Below are 18,594 nucleotides of genomic sequence, written 5' to 3'. Positions count from 1 at the left end.
ATGCTGCTCGGCATCGATATCGGCACCTCCGGATCCAAGGGGGTCCTGGTCGGCCGCGACGGCATGGTCGAGCTGAGAGCCGAACGGCCGCACCGCGTCTCGACGCCGCGGCCCGGATGGGTGGAACACGATGCGGAGTCGGTGTGGTGGGCGGATTTCGCGGCCATCGCCCGGGAGCTCGTGGCGGCGGTCGACGACGAACCCATCGAGGCGCTGGCGGTCAGCGGTATCGGTCCGTGCCTGCTGCCCGCCGATGCCGAGGGGCGGCCGCTGCGGCCCGCCATCCTCTACGGGGTCGACACCCGCGCCGGGCTCGAAATCTCCGAGCTGGAAGCGGAATTGGGCGCGGCGACGGTGCTGGAGCGCGCGGGATCGCCGCTCACCAGCCAGGCGGTCGGGCCGAAGCTGCGCTGGCTGGTCCGCAACGAGCCGGAGGTGTGGAAAGAGACCCGCATGCTGCTGATGGCCAGTTCGTTTCTGGTGCACCGGCTCACGGGGCGCTACGTGCTCGACCATCAATCCGCGAGTCAGTGCGTGCCCATGTACGACCTCATGGCCCGCGACTGGGCGGCGGATTGGGCCGCGTCCGTCGCCCCCGGCCTGGAACTGCCCGAATTGGCCTGGCCCACCGAGATTGTGGGCCGGGTGACGCCGTTCGCGGCCGCCGCCACCGGCCTGCCGGCGGGCCTGCCGGTGACCACCGGGACCATCGACGCCTGGGCCGAGGCCGCGGGCGTCGGCGTCCGCGCGCCCGGTGACACCATGATCATGTACGGCACCACCCTGTTCCTCACCCAGGTGCTCTCCGCGCCCCGCCCGCATCCGGGACTGTGGACGACCTGCGGAACCTGGTCCGGCACTTATACTTCCGCCGCCGGGATGGCCACCTCCGGCGCGGTCACCGACTGGCTGCGGGGCCTGACCGGCAGCGATTTCACCGACCTGGTGGACGAGGCCGCGCGGGTTCCGGCCGGTAGCCGCGGCCTGCTGGTCCTCCCCTACTTCGCGGGGGAACGCACGCCGCTGTTCGATCCGGACGCGCGGGGCGTGATCGCCGGACTGACCCTCTCCCACCGGCGCGCCGACATCTACCGGGCCGTACTGGAAGGCATCGGTTTCGGCGTCCGCCACAATCTCGAGGCCATGTCCGCCGCCGGCGGTTCGGCGCGCCGCCTGGTGGCCGTCGGCGGCGGCACCCGGGGCGGTCTGTGGACGCGCATCGTCTCCGATATCACCGGACTGCCGCAGCAGCTGCCCGCCGACACCATCGGCGCGGCCCTCGGTGATGCGCTGCTGGCCGCCGAGGCCCTCGGGATCGACACCGGTTCCTGGAATCCGATCGTCGACACCGTCGAACCGGATCCGGCGGGCACCGCCCACTACGACACGTACTACCGCCACTACCGCGACCTTTACGAGTCCACTCGCGCCACAGCGCACTTCCTCGCCGCCGAACAGCATCGCGCCGCCCGCGGCTGACGCCTCTCTCTCGCACGACGGGTGTGGCCGAGCCCACCCTCCCGATCATGTGGAATGTTTGCTCTAATTCAATTAGAAGGAATATTTCAGATGAAGGGTGTTGCGATATGGCTGTCCTCAACATTCACACCCGCACGCTGCCCGTCTCCGAGGCGGAGGCCGGTGCGCTGCTCGATGCGCTGGCGAGCCCCGCGGACCGGATCTGGCCCGTCGGCCTGTGGCCGCCCATGCGGTTCGACCGCCCGCTCGGCGTCGGCGCGACCGGTGGCCACGGGCCGATCCACTACACGGTCGTCGGCTACCAGCCCGGGCGGTGGGTGCGCTTCCGTTTCGACGCCCCGGGCGGCTGGAACGGATTCCACGAATTCACCATCGAACCCGCCGACGAGGGCGTCGAGCTGCGCCATCTGCTGACCATCGACCCTTCGGTCGGCGGCCGGTTGCAATGGGCGCTGGCGTACCGCTGGATGCACGACGCCTGCCTCGAGGACGCCTTCGACCGCGCCGAACGCGAACTCACCGGCTCCGTTCGCGAACCCGCGCACTGGAGCCCCTACGTCCGCTTCCTCCGCACCCTCGTCCGCTGAACCCGGCTCCGAAAGGTCCTGTGCCATGGCCATTCTCAATATCCACTCCCGCATCCTCCCGGCCGCCGCCGACAAGGTCGCCGATATCGTCGAAACCTTCGGCAGCGGCGAGCACGACCGCATCTGGCCCGGCGCGCCCTGGCCGGTCCTGGCCCTGGACGGCCCGATCGCCATCGGAACCCACGGCTCACACGGCGGCGGGCACTACACCGTGGTCGGCCACCAGCCCGGCCGCTGGGTCCGCTTCCGATTCGAGCCGGGCGTCGGCGAGGGCTTCCACGAATTCACCATCGAACCCCTGGGCGACGAAACCACCAAACTCAGCCACATCACCGTCATGCGTTTGGGCGGCCCGGCGAAACTCATGTGGCCCTTGATGATCCGCTCGCTCCACAATGACTGCCTGGAGTCTCTCCTGGACCGCGTCGAACGCGAACTCACCGGGACGGTCCGCACTCCCCACCGCCCCGATCCTTACGCCCGCTTCCTGCTCCGCATGGGCGTCATGCGATAACAGCGCTGACGCCGTCACGCGCGGTCGAGGGCCTCGGTGATCTTGTTGACCATGGCCGTGAGCACGGGGCCGGGGTGCCGGCGGTGGGGCTGGGTGGCGGATTCGAGGGCGACCAGAACGGTGGTGCGGAAGTTGTCCGCTTCGGCGGGGGAATGGGCGGCGAGGATGGTCATGGCGGCGGTGAGGGCGGGGAGGACGTGGTCGGCGAGGTCGGCCACGGTTCTGCCGGGGAGATGAATGTCCTTGGATTTGGCGGAGAGGACGTGGCCCACCAGGCCGGTGGACGAGGTCAGGGCGATGGAGGCGCGGGAGATGCCTTTATGGGGAGCGCCGGCGGCGGCCAGCAGCGAGACCGCGCCGTAGGCGGCGGTGCGGATGGTGCTCTTGTCCTGGTCGGTCAGGGTGATCGTTGTCATGGACACACTGTCGCGGGCCCGGCTGACACCGGGCTGACAGCGAACTGACATCGACGGAGCGGAAGAAGTAGGACAGGAACTGTCCTATACGTCGGCGACCATTGTCGTATGACGACCTTGTCGCTGCGCACGCTGAACCGGACCCTTCTCCTTCGCCAGATGCTGACCGAGCGGGTCGATATGCCCGCGGCCGATCTGGTCCGCCATCTCGTCGCGGTGCAGGGGCAAGAGCCCAATTGGCCCTATGTCGGTCTGTGGACCCGGCTCGCCGGGTTCCGCCACGATGACCTGGGGGCGCTATTGCGGGATCGAACCGTGGTGCGGTCCACCATGATTCGGCGCACCGTCCATCTGGCGGCCGCCGAGGACTTCCGGTGGCTGCACCCGACCGTCGCGCCGTTCGTGGCGTCGAACCTGAAGGCCGCCTACTTCCAGGAGGCGCTCGGCGGGATCGACCTCGGCGAATTGGCCACCGCCGGAACCGAACTCCTCACCGGACGCACGCTGCTGCGCCGCGACCTGGGGCGGATGCTGGGCGAGCGCTTCCCGGATTCCCCGCATCCGGGTCGTCTCGCGCAGGCGCTCACCGCAATGATTCCCCTGGTCAACGATGCCGAGGCCGGTGCCTGGGGCGGCTGGCGGAATCGCTATGTCGGGGTCGCCCTCGCGCACGAGTGGATCGGGGCTCCGGTCCATACCGGCGCCGATCCGGACACGCTGGTGCTGCGCTACCTGACCGCCTTCGGCCCGGCGACCGTCGCCGATATCCAGGCCTGGTCGGGCGTCACCCGCCTGGCCGAGGTGGTGCGCCGGCTGCGCCCGCAACTGCGCGTCTTCCACAATGACGAGGGCGCGGAACTCTTCGATGTCCTCGATGCTCCGATTGCCGAGGGTGATCTCCCCGTGCCGGTGCGCTTCCTGCCCGCATTCGACAATGTCACCCTCGGGCACCGCGATCGCCGCCGCATCATCAGCGACGCCGACCGCGCCCGCATCACCAAGATCGCGTCCGCGGGCGTGCCCACCTATCTGGTGGACGGATTCACGCACGGCCGTTGGGATCTCGACGGCTCGACCATCCGGATCACGCCGTGGCATCCGCTGTCCGCCGCCGACGAAGCGGCCGTGCGCGCCGAGGCCGAGCAACTGCTCCCGGTGATCGTCCCGGACGAGGACGGCAAGATCCTCATCGATCGGCGCTGACCGCGGTCACCCCGCCAGGTGGCGCTCCACCGATTCGAGCTTGGACGTCAGCATGGCGTCGTGGCCGGGACGGACATCGGCCTTGATCGAGATGCTGCACCGGCCGGCCTCGGCCATCACCGCGTCGGTGGCCTTCTTGATGACGGCGAAGACCTCGTCCCATTCGCCCTCGATCTCGGTGAAGCTGGCCGAGGTGCGATTGGGCAGGCCGCTCTCGCGAATCACGCGCACGGCGACGGCCACCTGCTCGCCGACATCCTCGCCGACGCCGATGGGGGTGATCGAGAATGCTGCGAGCATCGGAATCCTCCTGTGGCCGGGCCGCGGAATCGGGTGGTCGACTCGAGCTTATCCGGACGCGTCAGCGCTCCCGGAGTTCCCATATGTCGAATTCGTCGCCGTAGGCGCGCACCCGATGCGCCGCCTGCCGCAGATCACGGCCGGCGGTGAGCTCGTAGAACAGCTGGAGCACGGCGAAGAACGCGCTGTGCCCGTCCGGCGGCTCGGCGGGAGCGAAGTAGGCGGAGGCTCCCGCGTCCAGGAAGGCTTGCGCGAGTGCGGGTTTCCCGGTCCCGCAACCGGTGGAGATCACCGCGCTGCCCGGCAGGCGCAGATGCTTGCGCACCCGCTTGGGCCCCATGCTGCCGTTGAACGGCTGCTCGGCGGCGATCTCCCCGCCGAGTTCCGGCAGCAGGATCCGGCCGTCCTCGCCGTGGCAGCACAGGAGCACGTAGGGCGCGACCGGGCGAGCGCCGCCCAGCACGGCGGTCATATGCCGGGGCTGGCCGATGGGGTGGTAGTTGACCCGAATCCCGAATTCCTCCAGCGCATCCCGGATGGGCCGCGCGGAGGTGTCATCGATATCGAGCAGATCCACTTCGGTCCACGCGAGCTTGCCGCCGACTATCTCCTCGATATGTGACATCACCATCGCGCCAACGCTACTGGAGCGGCGGCGCACTACCCGCTCACGGCTCGATCAACGCCCGGCGGAGCCGGTCGAGTTCGGTCCCGGAAAGACCGTTGGCGAGCAGCCATTCGGCGGCGCCGCCGTGTTCGGCGTGCAGGTTGTCCAGGAAGCCGCGCATGACGTCCGGGGTGACCGCCAGGATGCCGGTATCGGCGGGCGGCAGACCCTGGTAGGAGGCGAGGCCATTGAGGCGTTCCCGGACGCGGTGCATACGCTCATTGGTCTGGGCATAGTCGTGGGCGATCGCCTCCGGGTGCACGCCGACCGCGTCCAGCAGCACCGCGGCGAGCACTCCGGTGCGGTCTTTGCCTGCGGCGCAGTGGAACAGCACCGAGTGCCTCGCCGGGTCGATGATGAGGCGCACGGATTCGACGATGTGCGCACCACTGCCCGCCAGCAGCCGGCCGTAGAGCTCGGTCAGGTTCACGCGGGTCTTGTCGGGGACGAGATCCCGTGCGGCGAGCGAGGACTGCGGCGATTTGCGGATCGGCAGATTCGCGATGCGCACGTCCGCACCCGCGATCAGGCCGTAGCCTTCCCGTTCCACCTCGTCGGGCAGCCGCAGGTCGATCACGGTGCGCAACCCGAGCGACCCGGTCAGGCGGCTCAGATCTGCTTCAGTGGCCTGCTGCAAGGTGCTGGAGCGGAACACCACACCGAAACGCGTTGTGCCGCCGCCGCGTACGGGGAGCCCGCCCAGATCGCGCACATTGTCGATCTGGGCGAACTCGACCCAGCGGCGCCCCGGTTCGGAGGAGGCTTGCAGGGAGCCCCGGGGCATGGCGTCGGAGACCATCGGATCAGTGGGCACGGCCGGCCGCCGCCTCGTCGGCGCGGGTGCGGCCGCACAGGCCGATCAGGTCTTCGTGCAGTTCGAACCACACGGTGTGGTAGCTGTCCATAATGGGTCGCGCCACGTAGGTGTGGTCTCCCTCGGCAATGCGCTCGACCGCGCGATCCAGGCGATCGAGATAGCGGACCAGGCGGGGGGCGATCTCACCCAGGCGCGCGACCAGGGGGCGCAGGCGCTGATGGGTCTCGGTGAGGCGGGCCAGGACCGCGGCGTCGTAGTCGGCGTCGGCGTGATCGTTGACGGTGGCCGGGTCCTTCATCTGCCAGTCGGTGATGATCACCTTGAGATCGGCGTTGAAGACGCAGAACTCGTCGTAGGCGGCGGCGATGGCGGCCGCGTCGACGGCGGCGCGCTCCGCGGTGAGCAGCTGCTCGAGGCGAGGGCGGCCCTCCGGGGTGAGACGGAAGCCCGCGGGAGTGCTCGCGCACAATCCGGACGTCACCAGATCCGTGCAGCGAGAGGCGATCTCGCCCGCCTCGGCGGACAGGCTGGCGGCCAGATTGTCGGCGTTCACCCGGCCCTTGATACCGACCAGGCGCAGGATATCCAGCTCGGTCACCGGCAGAGCCACGGAAACCTCTTCCTGCTCGGAGCTTTCCGGTGCGCTCGCACGCTCCTCCAGCCAGGCGGCCAGCGCCGCATCCTCCACACCGGCCCACGCGGCCAGCTGCCGCACATCGTCGAGCACGACCTGCTCGACCGGTTTGGCGGTGACCTCACCGGCGAGCACCAGTCCGGCGCCGCCGTCGACGGTGACGGTCCTGCCGGCCAGCGCGGCGACCACGCCCGGCCCGCAGCCGACCACGCAGGGCCGGCCGAGCTCACGGCTGACCAGCGCGGCATGCGATGTGGTGCCGCCCAATTCGGTGACGATGGCGCGCGCGGCGATCATGCCGTGCAGATCGTCCGGGCTGGTCGTGGGCCGCACCAGCACCACATCCTCCCCGGCCTCGGCCCGCGCCTCCGCCTCATCGGGATCGATGACGACAATGCCGGAAGCCAGTCCGGGACAAGCGGATTCACCACGCGCCAACGGTTCTTGACCATCGGTGTCCCCGGAGGCGGGACGCAAAACCTCTCGCACCCGGTCGGCGGTCACCCGTCCCAGCGCCTCCTCGGGACCGATCAGCCCCTCCGCCACCATGGCCACCGCCGCGCGCACCGCGGCCCGCGCGGACCGCTTGGCCGGGCGCGATTGCAGCATCCACAGCGTCCCGGATTCCACGGTGAACTCGATGTCCTGCAGATCGCGCCCATCGCGTTCCAGCAACCGGGTGGCGGCGATCAACCGCTCGTGCACCTCGGGCTGGGTGGCGGCCAGCTCGTCCAGCGGCCGCGGGGTCAACCGGCCGGAGACCACGTCCTCGCCCTGCCCGCCGACCAGCCATTCGCCGTAGACCGGACCGTCGCCGGTATTCGGATTCCGGCTGAAAAGCACGCCGGTGCCGGACAATTCATCGAGATTGCCGAAAACCATGGCCTGCACCGTCGCCGCGGTGCCGAGCGTGTCCGGCACCCCGCGATTGCGTCGATACGTCTTGGCGCGCGCCGAATCCCACGACCGGAACACCGCCTCGATCGCGCCGCGCAGCTGCTCCCACGGATCCGCGGGCACCGCGCCGTTCGCGTCCCCCAGCACCGTCTCCCGGTACTGATGCACGAATCGCTGCCGAGTGTCGTTGGCGTAGACCGTATTCCCGGTCTCGTCCGCGAGGGCCCGCTGCACGGCATCGGTCATGCCGAGATTGAGGACGGTATCCATCATGCCGGGCATGCTGATCGCCGATCCGGACCGCACCGAGATCAGCAGCGGCCGCCGCGCCGATCCGAACCGCCGCCCGGTCCCCCGCTCGATCGCGGCGATGCCCGCGCGCACCTGCGCCCAGATCTCCTCCGCGATGGCTCCGCGCCGCGTGTAATCGGCCCAGGCCGCGGTGGTGATCACGAAGGCCGGCGGCACCGGCAGCCCGAGTGCCCGCATGTGATCGATGCTCCACGCCTTGCCGCCGATCTGCTCCCGCGACAGCTCGCACCGGCCGTCGAGTTCGGCGACGTGCACCGCTGCCCCGGAATCCGCGCTCCCCGTCACAGTGCCGGGTCGCTGCGCCAGCTCGGCTCCCGCGGTCATGTCACTCCTTCGATGTCGTGGATACATCAACACTGATTCGAGCGTGCCGCGTGACCACCCCGGCCCCCAACCCGCATCCCGATCAGCGGAATCCCGCGTCCACCACTCCCGCAACCCCGCGGCGGCGCGCCGGAATGCGAAAACAAAACACGGCACGCCCGGTCAGCGGGATGGCACGGGGAAAGTGGTCATAGCGGATGGTGGGGTGGGGCAGGATGGGCGCATGGATCGGCGGTACGCGGCGTCCATCGGCGGCCCTTCCACCCCGGCCCCGGTCTCGACCATTCCGGCCCTGGTGGGCGAGCGCGCGCGGCGCTATCCGGGTGCGATGGCGATCGCGGGTCCGGCGGGGCGGCTGACCTACGCCGAACTGGCCGAGCAGACCGGGGAGGTGGCGCGGGCCGCGATCGCGTCCGGTATCGAGCCTGGCGACCGCGTGGGCATCTGGGCGCCCAACAGCATTCGGTGGATCCTCACCGCGCTCGGGATGCTCGCCGCGGGAGCCACGCTGGTACCGATCAGCACCCGACTACGCGGGCCCGAAACCGCCGACATTCTGGCCCGCAGCCGCGCCAAGGCGGTGTGCACCGTGCAGGAGTTCCTCGGCGCCGACTATCCGGGCATGCTCGCCGAATCCGGTGCCGGGGTGCCGGATCTGGAACACCTCATCCTGCTCGACGATGCCCTGGGCGCCAGCTCGGCCCACTGGGATACCAGTTCGTGGGCGGGATTCCTGGCCCCCGGCACGGTGGTTCCGCCCGAGGCCGCCCAGGAGCGCGCCGCCGCAGTCGATCCCGATTCGGTGTCCGACATCCTGTTCACCTCCGGCACCACCGGCGCGCCCAAGGGGGTGCTGGCCACCCATCGCCAGACGCTGGAGGTCTTCGCGCGCTGGTCGGATGCCGTCACGCTGCGGCCGCGGGACCGCTACCTGCTGGTGCCTCCGTTCTCCCACACCTTCGGCTACAAGGCCGGCATCATCGCCTCCCTGCTGCGCGCCGCCACCATGGTGCCCGTGGAACGCTTCGACCCCGTCGGCGCCCTGCAACTCATCGAGAGCGAACGCATCACCGTCCTGGCCGGTCCCCCAACACTTTTCAATGATCTCCTGCACGCCCCGTTCCAGGACTACCTGCTCGGATCGCTGCGGCTGGCCGGCACCGGCGGCGCCACGATTCCCACCGAACTGGTCGAACGCGTCCGCGAGGAGCTGGGCGTCCCCTACGTCTTCACCGCCTACGGCCTGACCGAATCCGTCGGCGTGGTCACCGTCTGCCCACCGGACGCCCCCGCCGACCTGGTGGCGGGCACCGTGGGAAAAGCCCTGCCGGACACCGAACTCCGGATCGTGGACAGCGCCGGCGCCGACCTGCCGCCCGGGGAACCCGGCGAAATCATCGTCCGCGGACCGAATGTCATGCTCGGCTACCTCGACGACCCGAACGCCACGCAGGAAACCATCGACGCCGACGGCTTCCTGCACACCGGCGATATCGGCCGCCTCGACGAGGACGGGTATCTCCGCATCACCGACCGCCTCAAGGACATGTTCATCGTCGGCGGCTTCAACGCCTACCCGGCCGAGATCGAACGAATCCTGTTGCAGCATCCGGAGATCCGCGACGTAGCGGTCATCGGCGTCCCGGACGACCGCCTCGGCGAGGTCGGCCGCGCCATCGTGGTCCCGGAGCGCCCGGGCACCCTGGACGCCGCCGACATCATCGAGTGGTCGCGCACCCGCCTGGCCGGATACAAGGTCCCCCGCGAGGTCATCTTCACCGACGTCCTCCCCCGCAATGCCGGCGGCAAGGTCGTCAAAGGCGAACTCCGCGATCTGAAATAGCGCCGACCGGGGCTCAGATCTCCTTGCGCATCTGCGCGGTCAGCGGCTTCATGTAGCCGGAGCCGAGCAGGCGCTGCATCCAGTTCATGGCCTGGGCGTCCTGGCCGATGAGGATGAGCGGCTTGTTCTTGCGGATGCCGTTGAGGATGGTCTGCGCGCACTTCTCCGGGCTGGTCTTGGCGAGCCGGTCGAAATTGCTGGCCAGGGCGTCGCGGTCGCGGTTGGCCGATGCCCTTGCCTTCCAGGCGATCTCCGTCTTGATCATGCCGGGATGGACGCTGGAGACACCCACATGGTGGCCCGCGATGATCATCTCCTGGCGCAGCGCGTCGGTGAAGGCGCGCATGGCGAACTTCGATGAGCTGTAACCACTCTGGCTCGGGCAGGCCACCAGACCGAACATGGACGAGACATTGGCGATATGCCCGTCACCGGAGGCGATGACATGCGGCAGGAACGCCTTGGTGCCGTGCGCGGTGCCCCAGAAGTTGATATCGAAGATCCACTCGAAGTCTTCCCAGCTGACATCCTCGATATTGGCGGTCAGCGAGACACCGGCATTGTTGATGACGATATTGACCTTGCCGAAGTCGGAAACCACCTCGGCGGCATGGGCGTACACCGCCGCGCGATCGGTGACGTCGAGCCGGTAGGCCCGCGCCTTCGCGCCCTCCTTCTCACACAGCGCGGCCGTCTCGGCGACGCTGTCGAGATTGCGGCCCGACAGCGCCAGCTGCGCGCCATTGCGGGCGAGTTCGATGGCCAGTGCACGTCCGATGCCCGCACCCGCACCGGTGATCACGGCGACCTTGCCGTTGAAGTCCTTCATTGCCGATTTCCTTGTCTCGCAGCTGATTACTGGGTCGTGAAGCCGCCGTCGGCAATGAATTCCGAACCGGTGCTGTAGGAGGATTCGTCGGAGATGAGGAACAGCACCAGATTGGCGAGTTCCTCGGGCGTGCCCGGGCGGGCAATCGGCTGGTGTGCGGCGATATTCGCGGAACGCTCGGAGGCGGCGACCATCTCGGTGGCGACAATGCCCGGGTGCACCGAGTTGACCCGGATATTGTCCGGAGCGAACTCCTGCGCCGCCGTCTTCGACATGCCGCGCACCGCCCACTTGGACGCCACATACCCGAGGATGTTGGAGTAGCCGATCAGGCCGCCGGTCGAGGAGATGTTCACGATCGAGCCGACGCCCGCGCGGCGCATGGAGCCGACCACGGCCTTCATGCCCAGGAACACACCGATCTGATTGACGTCGATGACCTTGCGGTAGTCCGCCTCCGAGAGCTTCTCGATCGGGTCCACGTGCACGATGCCCGCATTGTTGACCAGGCCCGAGACCGGCCCGAACGCCGCTTCCGCCCGCGCGACCACCTCGTTCCAGGCCGTTTCGTCGGTCACGTCCAAGGGCAGGAACAGGGCGTGCTCGCCCAGCTCCGCGGCCAGCGCGGCGCCTACCTCGGTGAGCACATCGGTGATGACCACCGTGGCCCCTTCGGCCGCCAGCTTGCGGGCGAAGGCCGCGCCCATCCCCCGCGCACCGCCGGTGACAATGACGTTCTTACCGCTAACCCGACCCATGTCACTCTCTCCTGTTGTCGCACGCGAAAGTACTTCTCGTCATTCCGGCGCGTTTTTGGCCGGAATCCACCGACCGGGTGTGGATCCCGGCCAAAAGCATGCCGGGATGACGAGGGACTTCTCTGGCCATCACGCTCGGTTACCTGACTCGTCGTCCGCCAGATGATTCGCGGCGATATAGCCGAAGACCATGGCGGGGCCGATGGTCGCGCCCGCGCCGGCGTAGTCGTTGCCCATGACGGCGGCCGAATTATTGCCCGCCGCATAGAGACCCGCGATGGGATTGCCCTGCTCGTCGAGCACCCGGGAGTGCTCGTCGGTCACCAGCCCGCCCTTGGTCCCGAGGTCACCGGGGACCATCTCGACCGCGTAGAACGGGCCGCGCTCGAGCGGCGCGAGGGTCGGATTGGGCTTGACCGTCGGATCGCCGTAGTACCGGTCGTAGGCGGAGTCGCCGCGCTGGAAGTCCTCGTCGCGACCGGCCCTGGCGAACACATTGAAGCGCTCGACCGTCGCGGTGAGCTTGTCGGCCGGAATACCCAGCTCGGCAGCCAGTTCGGCCAGTGTGTCCGCCTGCTTGACGATGCCCTTGTCGTAGTACGCCTGCGGCAGTGGGCGTTTGGGGAAGTTGCCGAGAAACAGGTAGCGGTCGCGGAAGTTCTGATCGAAGATGAAATGCGCGGGAATGCAGCCGACCCCGGCCGCCTGCTGCTCGTACATCCGGTGCACCACATTCACATACGGCGCGGATTCGTTGACGAAGCGCTCGCCGAGGTCGTTGACCAGAATGGCGCCGGGCTGCGAACGCTCGGCCAGGCAGAAGAACGGCGGCCGGTTCTCGGGGCTGCGCACCGACGGACCCCACCAGGCGTCGTCCATGAGATCGACTGCGCCACCGGCCTTCTGGCCCGCGACAATGCCCTCGCCGACATTCTCCGCCGCACCGACTGTCCACTCGGTGGACTGCGGGCCGGGAATGTATTGCTTGCGCATCTCCAGGTTGTGCTCGAAGCCGCCGGCCGCGAGCACCACGCCGCGGCGCGCCTTGATGGCGACCGGGCGGCCCTCGTGCTCGGCGCGAATGCCGACGACCGCGCCGCCCTCGGTAATCAGTTCTGTGAGAGGCGTATTCAGCCACACCGGCACGCCCGCGTCCCGCAGTGACAGCCACAGCCGAGCGGCCAGGGCCTTGCCCAGGCTCAGTGGCAGCGCGCCTCTGGCGAGGGCCAGCGCGGTGCGCGCGCCGACCTTCATGGCGGTCTTCTTACCGGCCCAGGTGCGCGCGATCATGTTCAGGTCGTGGAAGTCGCTGACCGTAATGGCGATGCCCTTGGGCGCGGACATGGTCGGCTGATTGATCTTGTGCAGATCACCGCCCAGCAGCCGCCCGTCGATCACCTTGGGCTCGATACTGCGCCCCTGCGCCAGACCCCCCGGGAATTCCGGGTGGTAGTCGGAATAGCCGCGGTCGTAGTCGAACTCCCAGTACCTCGAGCGAGCCCCGAGGTAGTCGAACATCGCCGGGCCGTTGTCCAGGAACGCCCGCTGCTTGGCCTCCGGAACCCGGTCGCCGACAACGGCTTTCAGGTAGGTGCGCGCCATGGTCGGACTGTCCGGCACACCCGCGTCCCGCAGCACCGGGTTATTGGGCACCCAGATGCCGCCGCCGGAGCGCGCGGTGGATCCGCCGAACAGGCGGCTCTTCTCGATCAGGGTCACCGACAGCCCGCGGTAGGCGGCGGTCAGCGCGGCGGTCATGCCCGCGGCGCCGGAACCCACGACCACGACGTCGAATTCGAATTCCATGACAGTCCTCTAGTAGCCGCAACTGGTGAGCATGCCGCCGTCGACGACGAATTCGCCGCCGGTGCAGTAGCTCGAGGCATCCGACGCCAGGAACAGCGCCACCTCGGAGACCTCGACCGGCCGGCCCCAGCGCGGGATGGGCAGTTCGGAGAAGAAGCTGTCGCCGTCCACCCCGGACGCGCCCGCCACGGACGCGGTCATGGGTGTGGCGATGCCGCCCGGGTGAATGGAATTCACCCGGATGCCCGAGTGCCCCAGCTCCCGGGCGGCGGACTTGGTGAGCCCGCGCAGCGCGAATTTGCTCGCGCTGTAAGCGGACAGTCCGGCGGCGCCGACGAAACCCTCCACCGAGGACACGTTGACGATGGAACCCCCGCCGGCGGCGATCAGGGCGGGCGCGGCGGTCTTGATGCCGAGGAACGAGCCCGTCACATTGATGCCCTGCATGGTGTTCCACTCGTCCAGGCTCATCTCGAGGATGCGCTTGAAACGCAGAATGCCCGCATTGTTGACCAGGATGTCGAGCCGGCCGAAGCGGGTGGTGGTCTCGGAAACCGCTGCTGCCCAGTCATTCTCGCTGGTCACATCGTGGTGCACATAGTGAACGGACGCACCCAGCTCGGCCGCGAGGGCCTTGCCCTCCTCGTCGAGCACATCGCCGAACACCACCCGCGCGCCCTCGGCCAGGAAACGCCGCACATGCTCGGCTCCCATACCTCGCGCACCGCCGGTGATCAGCGCGACTTTCCCGTCCAGCTGTCCCACAGGTTCCCGTCCTTTCTCAGCGTTCGAACCGACGCTAAGTCCGGCCGGTCGATGCCGGGCAGGTGTGGTCCCGGCCACTGAGACATCCGAATGACCTGAGGCTATGAGTCCTGAACTATTCCGGTTAGGCATAGCGAGGAGTCCCGGATGAAGTTCTCGATGATCTTCGAAGCGCAGCTGGCCGATCCGACCGCCGAACACGAGGCCGAGGTGCTGCGCGACTGCGTGGAACAGGCGATACTGGCCGATGAGGTCGGCTTCGACACGGTGTGGGCGGTCGAGCACCACGGGCTCAAGTACTACGCCCATATGAGCGCCCCCGAAATCTTCTTGACCTGGGTGGCCGCCAAGACCGAGCGGATCCGCATCGGGCACGGCGTGGTCTGCATGCCGTTCAATTTCAATCACCCGGTGCGCACCGCCGAACGCGCGGCCATGCTCGACGTGCTCTCCGGCGGCAGACTGAATCTGGGAGCCGGGCGCGGCGCGACGACCGTCGAAACCTCCATGTGCGGAGTCGATCCCGACCGCACCTATCAGGAGGTCGAGGAATCACTGCGCATGATCGCCACCGCCTGGCAGGACCCGGAAGCCGAATTCGAGTACCACGGTGAGCTTTTGGACATCGATCCGCATCACCTGCTGCCCCGGCCGATCCAGCGCCCGCATCCGCCGCTGTTCATGGCGTGCACCAAGAAGGACACGCTGAAATTGGCCGCCGATTACGGAATCGGCGCGCTGGTCCTGGGTTTCGCGGGCATCGAGGAGATCGCGGAACTGCGCGGCCGCTACGACGCGGCCATTGCGGCCCGCACGGGCGAGCGGTTCGTCTCCACCGTCGTCAACGATCATTTCGCGGCCTTGTGCCCGACCATCGTGCTCGACGACCGCGAGCGCGCCCAGCAGATCGGCGCGCGCGGCCAGCGGTTCTTCGCCCAGTCCATTAAGCACTACTACGGCGCGGGTCCCCTCCCGGATGAGGCGGTCGACCCCGCCGTGGACGAGGTCGCCGAGATCAAGCGGGCCGCCGAGGAACACGTGGCCTACCTGCACGAGGCCAAGATCCCGGTGCAGTCCGGATCCACCGCCATCTTCAATACCGAGCACGCCTACGGCAATGCCGATGACGCCATCGACTATGTCGAGCGCCTCCGCGACGCCGGGGCCGACGAGATCCTGTGCCTCATCCAAATGGGCACGGTGCCGCAGGACGCGTGCCTGGAAACCATCCGTCAGTGGGGCGAGAAGGTCATCCCCCACCTCCGTAACAAGTAGAAGGAATCGAAATGGCTGATCTGACCGGCAAAGTCGCCCTGATCACCGGTGCCGCCCGCGGCCAAGGGGCTGCGGAAGCACGCCTGTTCGTCGACCGCGGCGCCAAGGTGATCATCACCGACGTGCTGGAGCCCGAAGGCAAGGAACTCGCCGAATCCCTCGGCGACGCAGCCCGTTTCGTCCGCCACGATGTCACCGACACCGAGAGCTGGGCCGCCGCCGTCGATACCGCCGTCTCGACCTACGGCAAGCTCGACGTGCTGGTCAACAATGCCGCCATCTACACCATGAAATCGCTCATGGACACCGATTCCGAAGAGCTGGAACGCATTCTGAAGGTGAACCTGGTCGGCGCCTTCAACGGCATCAAGGCGGCGGTCCCGGCCATGATCGCGGCGGGCGGCGGCGCCATCGTCAATATCTCCTCGCAGTCCGGCCTCGAGGGCCTGATGAACCACTCCGCCTACGGCTCCTCCAAATGGGGCCTGCGCGGCCTGAGCAAGGTCGCCGCCCTGGAACTGGGCCTGTCCCGGATCCGCGTCAACTCCGTGTATCCCGGCCCTATCGCCACCCCGATGGTGCCCTACCTGACCACCGGCCCGGGCAGCTTCCCCACCCTGCCGCTGGAGCGCACCGGCCTCCCGGAGGAGGTCGCCGAACTGGTCGCCTTCCTGGCCTCCGACGCGGCGGCCTACATCACCGGCGCGGAGGTCGCCGTCGACGGCGGGCTCGCGGCGGGCAAGTTCATTCCGCGCGGCATGTGACCGGCGCGGCGGGCAACCGATAACGAACGGCCAGTGAGGATCTCGACATGTCCCTGTCTCCCGAATGGCGGGCCTTCGCCGACGCCGCCACGGCTGCCTTTCCGGCGCTCGGCACCGAGGTGCTCGACGCCGCCGAGGCCCGGGCCTTCCTGGCCGCGCGTCGCGCACCCGCCGTCGAGCCCATTCCCGTTGCGGGCGTGGAGGAATGGCTGGTGCCCGGCCCCGTCGGCGCGCCCGAGGTGCCGGTGCGGCTCTACCGGCCCCTCGCGGCCGAGCCCAATCCGCCGATCGTCGTCTTCTATCACGGCGGCGGATTCGTGTTGTGCGGCTTGGACAGTCACGACCGTTTCTGCCGCACCATGGCCAATGAGGCGGGCGTCATCGTGGTCTCGGCGGACTATCGCCTCGCCCCGGACGCCCGCTTCCCAGCTGCCGCGCAAGACGCCTACGCCGCCCTGAGCTGGGTGGCCGACCATGCCGAATCCCTGGGCGGCGACCCGGCCCGCCTCGCCGTCGCCGGCGACAGCGCGGGCGGCAATCTCGCCACCGTCGCCGCCCTGCAGGCCCGGGACAACGGCGGTCCGGATATCGCCTTCCAGCTGCTGCTGTATCCCATGCTGGACCCGGCCTGCGACTCCGGCTCCTACACCGAGAATGCCGAGGGCTACTTCACCACGGCCGCGCACCTGCGCTGGTACTGGCGGCAGTACCTGAATTCGGACACCGACCGGGCCGACCCCAGAGCCAATCCCATGATCGCCGATCTCACCGGGCTCCCGCCCGCCTATATCGCCACCGCCGAATTCGATCCGCTGCGCGACGAGGGCGAGGCGTACGGGCGACGGCTGCGCGACGCCGGCGTGAACACCGAGGTCCACCGCTGGAACGGGGCCATCCACGGCTTCATGTCCATGGCGTTCCACCTGCGGGAAACCCAGCGCGCCAACACTTCCGCCTTCACCGCGCTGCGCAAGGCGCTGTAGCATCGCTACCGTTCATCCGCTTTGAAACACCGGGGATTCTCTTGTCGGTAGCACGCATCACCACCATCACCGCCGCCCTGACCGCCGCGGGCGCCCTGGCCACCGCCGGACTCGCCCAGGCCGCCCCGCGGTACTACGGCACCATTGCGCTCTCGCAGCTCAAGGGCTCCGCCGTCGTCACCACCGATGATTCGAAGGTCGGCGCCGACGCCGCCGCCATCCGGGACTGCGCCAGCTACGACTGCGATATCGTGCTGCACTTCAGCGACGGCTGCGGCGCCATCGCCCGCGGCGCCGACGGCAAGTGGGGCTGGGCCGACGCCGGATCACGCGAGGAGGCCGAGCAGATCGCGGTCGCCGGCCTGGGCCAGAGCGCGCCCGCCTTCCCGGATCTGGGCAGCGCCAGCCCGCGCGCCGCCACGGTCATCGCCTCGGCCTGCACCACGAACGCCGAATAGATCAGCGCTGGTAGCGCGCCTCGTACGCGGCGCGCTCCGCCGCCCGCCGGGTGGCGCGGGCCGGATTCTCCAGATCGGCGGGCAGGCCGTGCTTGGCGAGCCGGTGCGCGCGGTTCATCGGCATGTAGGCGACGATGTAGAACAGCGCGAGCAGCACGGCCAGCAGGATCATGGCGCCGCGCAGCCACAGCTCCCCCGGGAACAGCAGGAACGCCGCGAAGATCGGCGTCAGCGGCACCAGGCCGCGCACCAGATGCCGCGGGAAGGCGAACCTTCCGGTCAGGTCATTGCGCACCCACTCCTGCAGGGAGTCCGGCAGCCGCATGCCGCACGAATAGCCGATCCACTGAATCGGATTGGGGCGCTTCATTTCCGGCTTCCCTTCCCGGTTTCCGGCACCGATCGCCGGGCCGCGTCGTTGACGCGGGTGAGCACGTCGCGCAACTCCTCCAGATCCGCCAGGCTCACCCCGAGCCGCTCCACCACCGCGGGCGGAATCCGCTCCGCCTCGATGCGCAGCGCCCGCCCCGCATCGGTCAGATCGATCACCAGATTCCGCTCGTCGTGACTGTCCCGCCGCCGCGTGATGAGCCCGGCCGCTTCGAGGCGCTTCAGCAGCGGCGACAGCGTCGGCGAATCCAGCTGGATTGCCTCCCCGATGTCCTTCACCGACATCGGCGCCTCACCCCACAGCGCCAGCATCACCAGATATTGCGGATGGGTCAGCCCCATCGGTTCCAGCAGCGGCCGGTAGACCGCCAGCACCGCTCGATTGGCCACCGCCAGCGCGAAGCACACCTGCCGGTCCAGCCGCAGCGGGTCGTCGATGTCCAACTTCACCGGGTTCTCCTCTCACCGTTAGCGCCATAATAGTTAATGCACTAACGATTGGCACGTGAACCGGCAGCCGATCGCGTCACAGACCGCAAAGTACGAGAGCCGATCGCTGAAAAATTGCGAAGG

The 18,594-nt window shown here is 68.6% G+C and carries 20 protein-coding genes; 9 read left to right on the top strand and 11 right to left on the bottom strand.

What is annotated here, in order from left to right; all coding sequences use genetic code 11:
* The 3 genes from ACFVIV_RS20450 to ACFVIV_RS20440 all read left to right on the top strand — a co-directional run bounded on the left by ACFVIV_RS20450 (position 1) and on the right by ACFVIV_RS20440 (position 2,580).
* The gene (locus ACFVIV_RS20450; RefSeq protein WP_379198481.1) at positions 1–1,479 is read left to right on the top strand and encodes an FGGY-family carbohydrate kinase; all 1,479 of its coding nucleotides are present in this window, start codon (positions 1–3) and stop codon (positions 1,477–1,479) included.
* A gap of 107 nt (positions 1,480–1,586) precedes the next feature.
* Positions 1,587–2,066 carry an SRPBCC family protein gene (locus ACFVIV_RS20445; RefSeq protein ID WP_379198479.1) on the top strand — a complete coding sequence of 160 codons (480 nt, stop codon included), beginning with the start codon at positions 1,587–1,589 and terminating at the stop codon, positions 2,064–2,066.
* 25 nt (positions 2,067–2,091) lie between these two features.
* Positions 2,092–2,580 carry a hypothetical protein gene (locus tag ACFVIV_RS20440; protein WP_379198477.1) on the top strand — a complete coding sequence of 163 codons (489 nt, stop codon included), beginning with the start codon at positions 2,092–2,094 and terminating at the stop codon, positions 2,578–2,580.
* Positions 2,581–2,594: 14 nt separating this feature from the next.
* Here the strand turns inward: ACFVIV_RS20440 and ACFVIV_RS20435 are convergent, their stop codons facing one another.
* On the bottom strand, positions 2,595–2,996 hold the full coding sequence (locus ACFVIV_RS20435) for a hypothetical protein (protein ID WP_379198475.1): 402 nt from the start codon (positions 2,994–2,996) through the stop codon (positions 2,595–2,597).
* Positions 2,997–3,104: 108 nt separating this feature from the next.
* Between ACFVIV_RS20435 and ACFVIV_RS20430 the strand changes: the two genes are divergently transcribed.
* Positions 3,105–4,199, top strand: coding sequence for a winged helix DNA-binding domain-containing protein (locus ACFVIV_RS20430; RefSeq protein WP_379198473.1), 1,095 nt, complete (start codon positions 3,105–3,107; stop codon positions 4,197–4,199).
* Positions 4,200–4,205: 6 nt separating this feature from the next.
* On the opposite strand, the gene ACFVIV_RS20425 is transcribed toward ACFVIV_RS20430, so the two are convergent.
* From ACFVIV_RS20425 to ACFVIV_RS20410, 4 genes are all read right to left on the bottom strand, one after another.
* Positions 4,206–4,499, bottom strand: a complete 294-nt coding sequence (locus ACFVIV_RS20425; protein WP_379198471.1) for an MTH1187 family thiamine-binding protein — start codon at positions 4,497–4,499, stop codon at positions 4,206–4,208.
* Between the two features lie 61 nt (positions 4,500–4,560).
* Positions 4,561–5,130 carry a hypothetical protein gene (locus ACFVIV_RS20420; RefSeq protein WP_379198469.1) on the bottom strand — a complete coding sequence of 190 codons (570 nt, stop codon included), beginning with the start codon at positions 5,128–5,130 and terminating at the stop codon, positions 4,561–4,563.
* Between the two features lie 37 nt (positions 5,131–5,167).
* Positions 5,168–5,980, bottom strand: coding sequence for a tyrosine-protein phosphatase (locus tag ACFVIV_RS20415; RefSeq protein ID WP_379198467.1), 813 nt, complete (start codon positions 5,978–5,980; stop codon positions 5,168–5,170).
* Positions 5,970–8,150 (bottom strand): pyruvate, phosphate dikinase, encoded by a 2,181-nt coding sequence (locus ACFVIV_RS20410; RefSeq protein ID WP_379198465.1) that lies wholly within the window; start codon positions 8,148–8,150, stop codon positions 5,970–5,972. The genes ACFVIV_RS20415 and ACFVIV_RS20410 overlap by 11 nt, the downstream gene beginning before the upstream one ends.
* Before the next feature lie 223 nt (positions 8,151–8,373).
* Between ACFVIV_RS20410 and ACFVIV_RS20405 the strand changes: the two genes are divergently transcribed.
* Positions 8,374–9,993, top strand: coding sequence for a FadD3 family acyl-CoA ligase (locus tag ACFVIV_RS20405; RefSeq protein WP_379198464.1), 1,620 nt, complete (start codon positions 8,374–8,376; stop codon positions 9,991–9,993).
* 13 nt (positions 9,994–10,006) lie between these two features.
* Here ACFVIV_RS20405 and ACFVIV_RS20400 read toward each other — a convergent pair whose 3' ends face one another.
* The 4 genes from ACFVIV_RS20400 to ACFVIV_RS20385 all read right to left on the bottom strand — a co-directional run bounded on the left by ACFVIV_RS20400 (position 10,007) and on the right by ACFVIV_RS20385 (position 14,151).
* Positions 10,007–10,822, bottom strand: a complete 816-nt coding sequence (locus ACFVIV_RS20400) for an SDR family NAD(P)-dependent oxidoreductase (protein WP_379198462.1) — start codon at positions 10,820–10,822, stop codon at positions 10,007–10,009.
* A gap of 26 nt (positions 10,823–10,848) precedes the next feature.
* Positions 10,849–11,580 carry a glucose 1-dehydrogenase gene (locus tag ACFVIV_RS20395; RefSeq protein ID WP_379198460.1) on the bottom strand — a complete coding sequence of 244 codons (732 nt, stop codon included), beginning with the start codon at positions 11,578–11,580 and terminating at the stop codon, positions 10,849–10,851.
* 129 nt (positions 11,581–11,709) lie between these two features.
* On the bottom strand, positions 11,710–13,386 hold the full coding sequence (gene kstD / locus ACFVIV_RS20390) for a 3-oxosteroid 1-dehydrogenase (protein WP_379198458.1): 1,677 nt from the start codon (positions 13,384–13,386) through the stop codon (positions 11,710–11,712).
* A gap of 9 nt (positions 13,387–13,395) precedes the next feature.
* Positions 13,396–14,151: a glucose 1-dehydrogenase gene (locus ACFVIV_RS20385; RefSeq protein WP_379198456.1), complete on the bottom strand. Its 756-nt coding sequence runs from the start codon at positions 14,149–14,151 to the stop codon at positions 13,396–13,398.
* 147 nt (positions 14,152–14,298) lie between these two features.
* On the opposite strand from ACFVIV_RS20385, the gene ACFVIV_RS20380 reads away from it, so the two are divergent.
* Genes ACFVIV_RS20380 through ACFVIV_RS20365 form a run of 4 tightly spaced genes read left to right on the top strand, consistent with a single transcriptional unit; the run spans position 14,299 to position 17,631 of the window.
* Entirely contained in the window at positions 14,299–15,426 is a 1,128-nt protein-coding gene (locus ACFVIV_RS20380; protein WP_379198454.1) for an LLM class flavin-dependent oxidoreductase, read from the top strand.
* A gap of 11 nt (positions 15,427–15,437) precedes the next feature.
* Positions 15,438–16,190 (top strand): glucose 1-dehydrogenase, encoded by a 753-nt coding sequence (locus ACFVIV_RS20375; RefSeq protein ID WP_379198452.1) that lies wholly within the window; start codon positions 15,438–15,440, stop codon positions 16,188–16,190.
* Positions 16,191–16,237: 47 nt separating this feature from the next.
* Positions 16,238–17,173, top strand: coding sequence for an alpha/beta hydrolase (locus tag ACFVIV_RS20370; RefSeq protein ID WP_379198450.1), 936 nt, complete (start codon positions 16,238–16,240; stop codon positions 17,171–17,173).
* A 41-nt stretch (positions 17,174–17,214) separates the two neighbouring features.
* A complete protein-coding gene (locus ACFVIV_RS20365; protein WP_379198448.1) occupies positions 17,215–17,631 on the top strand; it encodes a DUF4189 domain-containing protein in 417 nt (138 codons plus the stop codon).
* Position 17,632: 1 nt separating this feature from the next.
* On the opposite strand, the gene ACFVIV_RS20360 is transcribed toward ACFVIV_RS20365, so the two are convergent.
* On the bottom strand, positions 17,633–18,001 hold the full coding sequence (locus tag ACFVIV_RS20360; protein ID WP_379198446.1) for a DUF5313 family protein: 369 nt from the start codon (positions 17,999–18,001) through the stop codon (positions 17,633–17,635).
* Positions 17,998–18,465 (bottom strand): MarR family winged helix-turn-helix transcriptional regulator, encoded by a 468-nt coding sequence (locus tag ACFVIV_RS20355; RefSeq protein ID WP_379198541.1) that lies wholly within the window; start codon positions 18,463–18,465, stop codon positions 17,998–18,000. The genes ACFVIV_RS20360 and ACFVIV_RS20355 overlap by 4 nt, the downstream gene beginning before the upstream one ends.
* Positions 18,466–18,594 lie beyond the last annotated feature (129 nt).

Origin of the sequence: Nocardia sp. NPDC127526 (assembly GCF_042672265.1) — a bacterium.
In the GTDB taxonomy this organism is placed as follows: domain Bacteria; phylum Actinomycetota; class Actinomycetes; order Mycobacteriales; family Mycobacteriaceae; genus Nocardia.
This window is presented reverse-complemented; position numbering and strand designations above follow the sequence as displayed.

Coding starts and splice junctions, on each gene's coding strand:
- ACFVIV_RS20450 (WP_379198481.1), top strand. CDS start 1: ATGCTGCTCGGCATCGATATCGGCACCTCCGGATCCAAGGGGGTCCTG.
- ACFVIV_RS20445 (WP_379198479.1), top strand. CDS start 1,587: ATGGCTGTCCTCAACATTCACACCCGCACGCTGCCCGTCTCCGAGGCG.
- ACFVIV_RS20440 (WP_379198477.1), top strand. CDS start 2,092: ATGGCCATTCTCAATATCCACTCCCGCATCCTCCCGGCCGCCGCCGAC.
- ACFVIV_RS20435 (WP_379198475.1), bottom strand. CDS start 2,996: ATGACAACGATCACCCTGACCGACCAGGACAAGAGCACCATCCGCACC.
- ACFVIV_RS20430 (WP_379198473.1), top strand. CDS start 3,105: ATGACGACCTTGTCGCTGCGCACGCTGAACCGGACCCTTCTCCTTCGC.
- ACFVIV_RS20425 (WP_379198471.1), bottom strand. CDS start 4,499: ATGCTCGCAGCATTCTCGATCACCCCCATCGGCGTCGGCGAGGATGTC.
- ACFVIV_RS20420 (WP_379198469.1), bottom strand. CDS start 5,130: ATGGTGATGTCACATATCGAGGAGATAGTCGGCGGCAAGCTCGCGTGG.
- ACFVIV_RS20410 (WP_379198465.1), bottom strand. CDS start 8,150: ATGACCGCGGGAGCCGAGCTGGCGCAGCGACCCGGCACTGTGACGGGG.
- ACFVIV_RS20405 (WP_379198464.1), top strand. CDS start 8,374: ATGGATCGGCGGTACGCGGCGTCCATCGGCGGCCCTTCCACCCCGGCC.
- ACFVIV_RS20400 (WP_379198462.1), bottom strand. CDS start 10,822: ATGAAGGACTTCAACGGCAAGGTCGCCGTGATCACCGGTGCGGGTGCG.
- ACFVIV_RS20395 (WP_379198460.1), bottom strand. CDS start 11,580: ATGGGTCGGGTTAGCGGTAAGAACGTCATTGTCACCGGCGGTGCGCGG.
- kstD (WP_379198458.1), bottom strand. CDS start 13,386: ATGGAATTCGAATTCGACGTCGTGGTCGTGGGTTCCGGCGCCGCGGGC.
- ACFVIV_RS20380 (WP_379198454.1), top strand. CDS start 14,299: ATGAAGTTCTCGATGATCTTCGAAGCGCAGCTGGCCGATCCGACCGCC.
- ACFVIV_RS20375 (WP_379198452.1), top strand. CDS start 15,438: ATGGCTGATCTGACCGGCAAAGTCGCCCTGATCACCGGTGCCGCCCGC.
- ACFVIV_RS20370 (WP_379198450.1), top strand. CDS start 16,238: ATGTCCCTGTCTCCCGAATGGCGGGCCTTCGCCGACGCCGCCACGGCT.
- ACFVIV_RS20360 (WP_379198446.1), bottom strand. CDS start 18,001: ATGAAGCGCCCCAATCCGATTCAGTGGATCGGCTATTCGTGCGGCATG.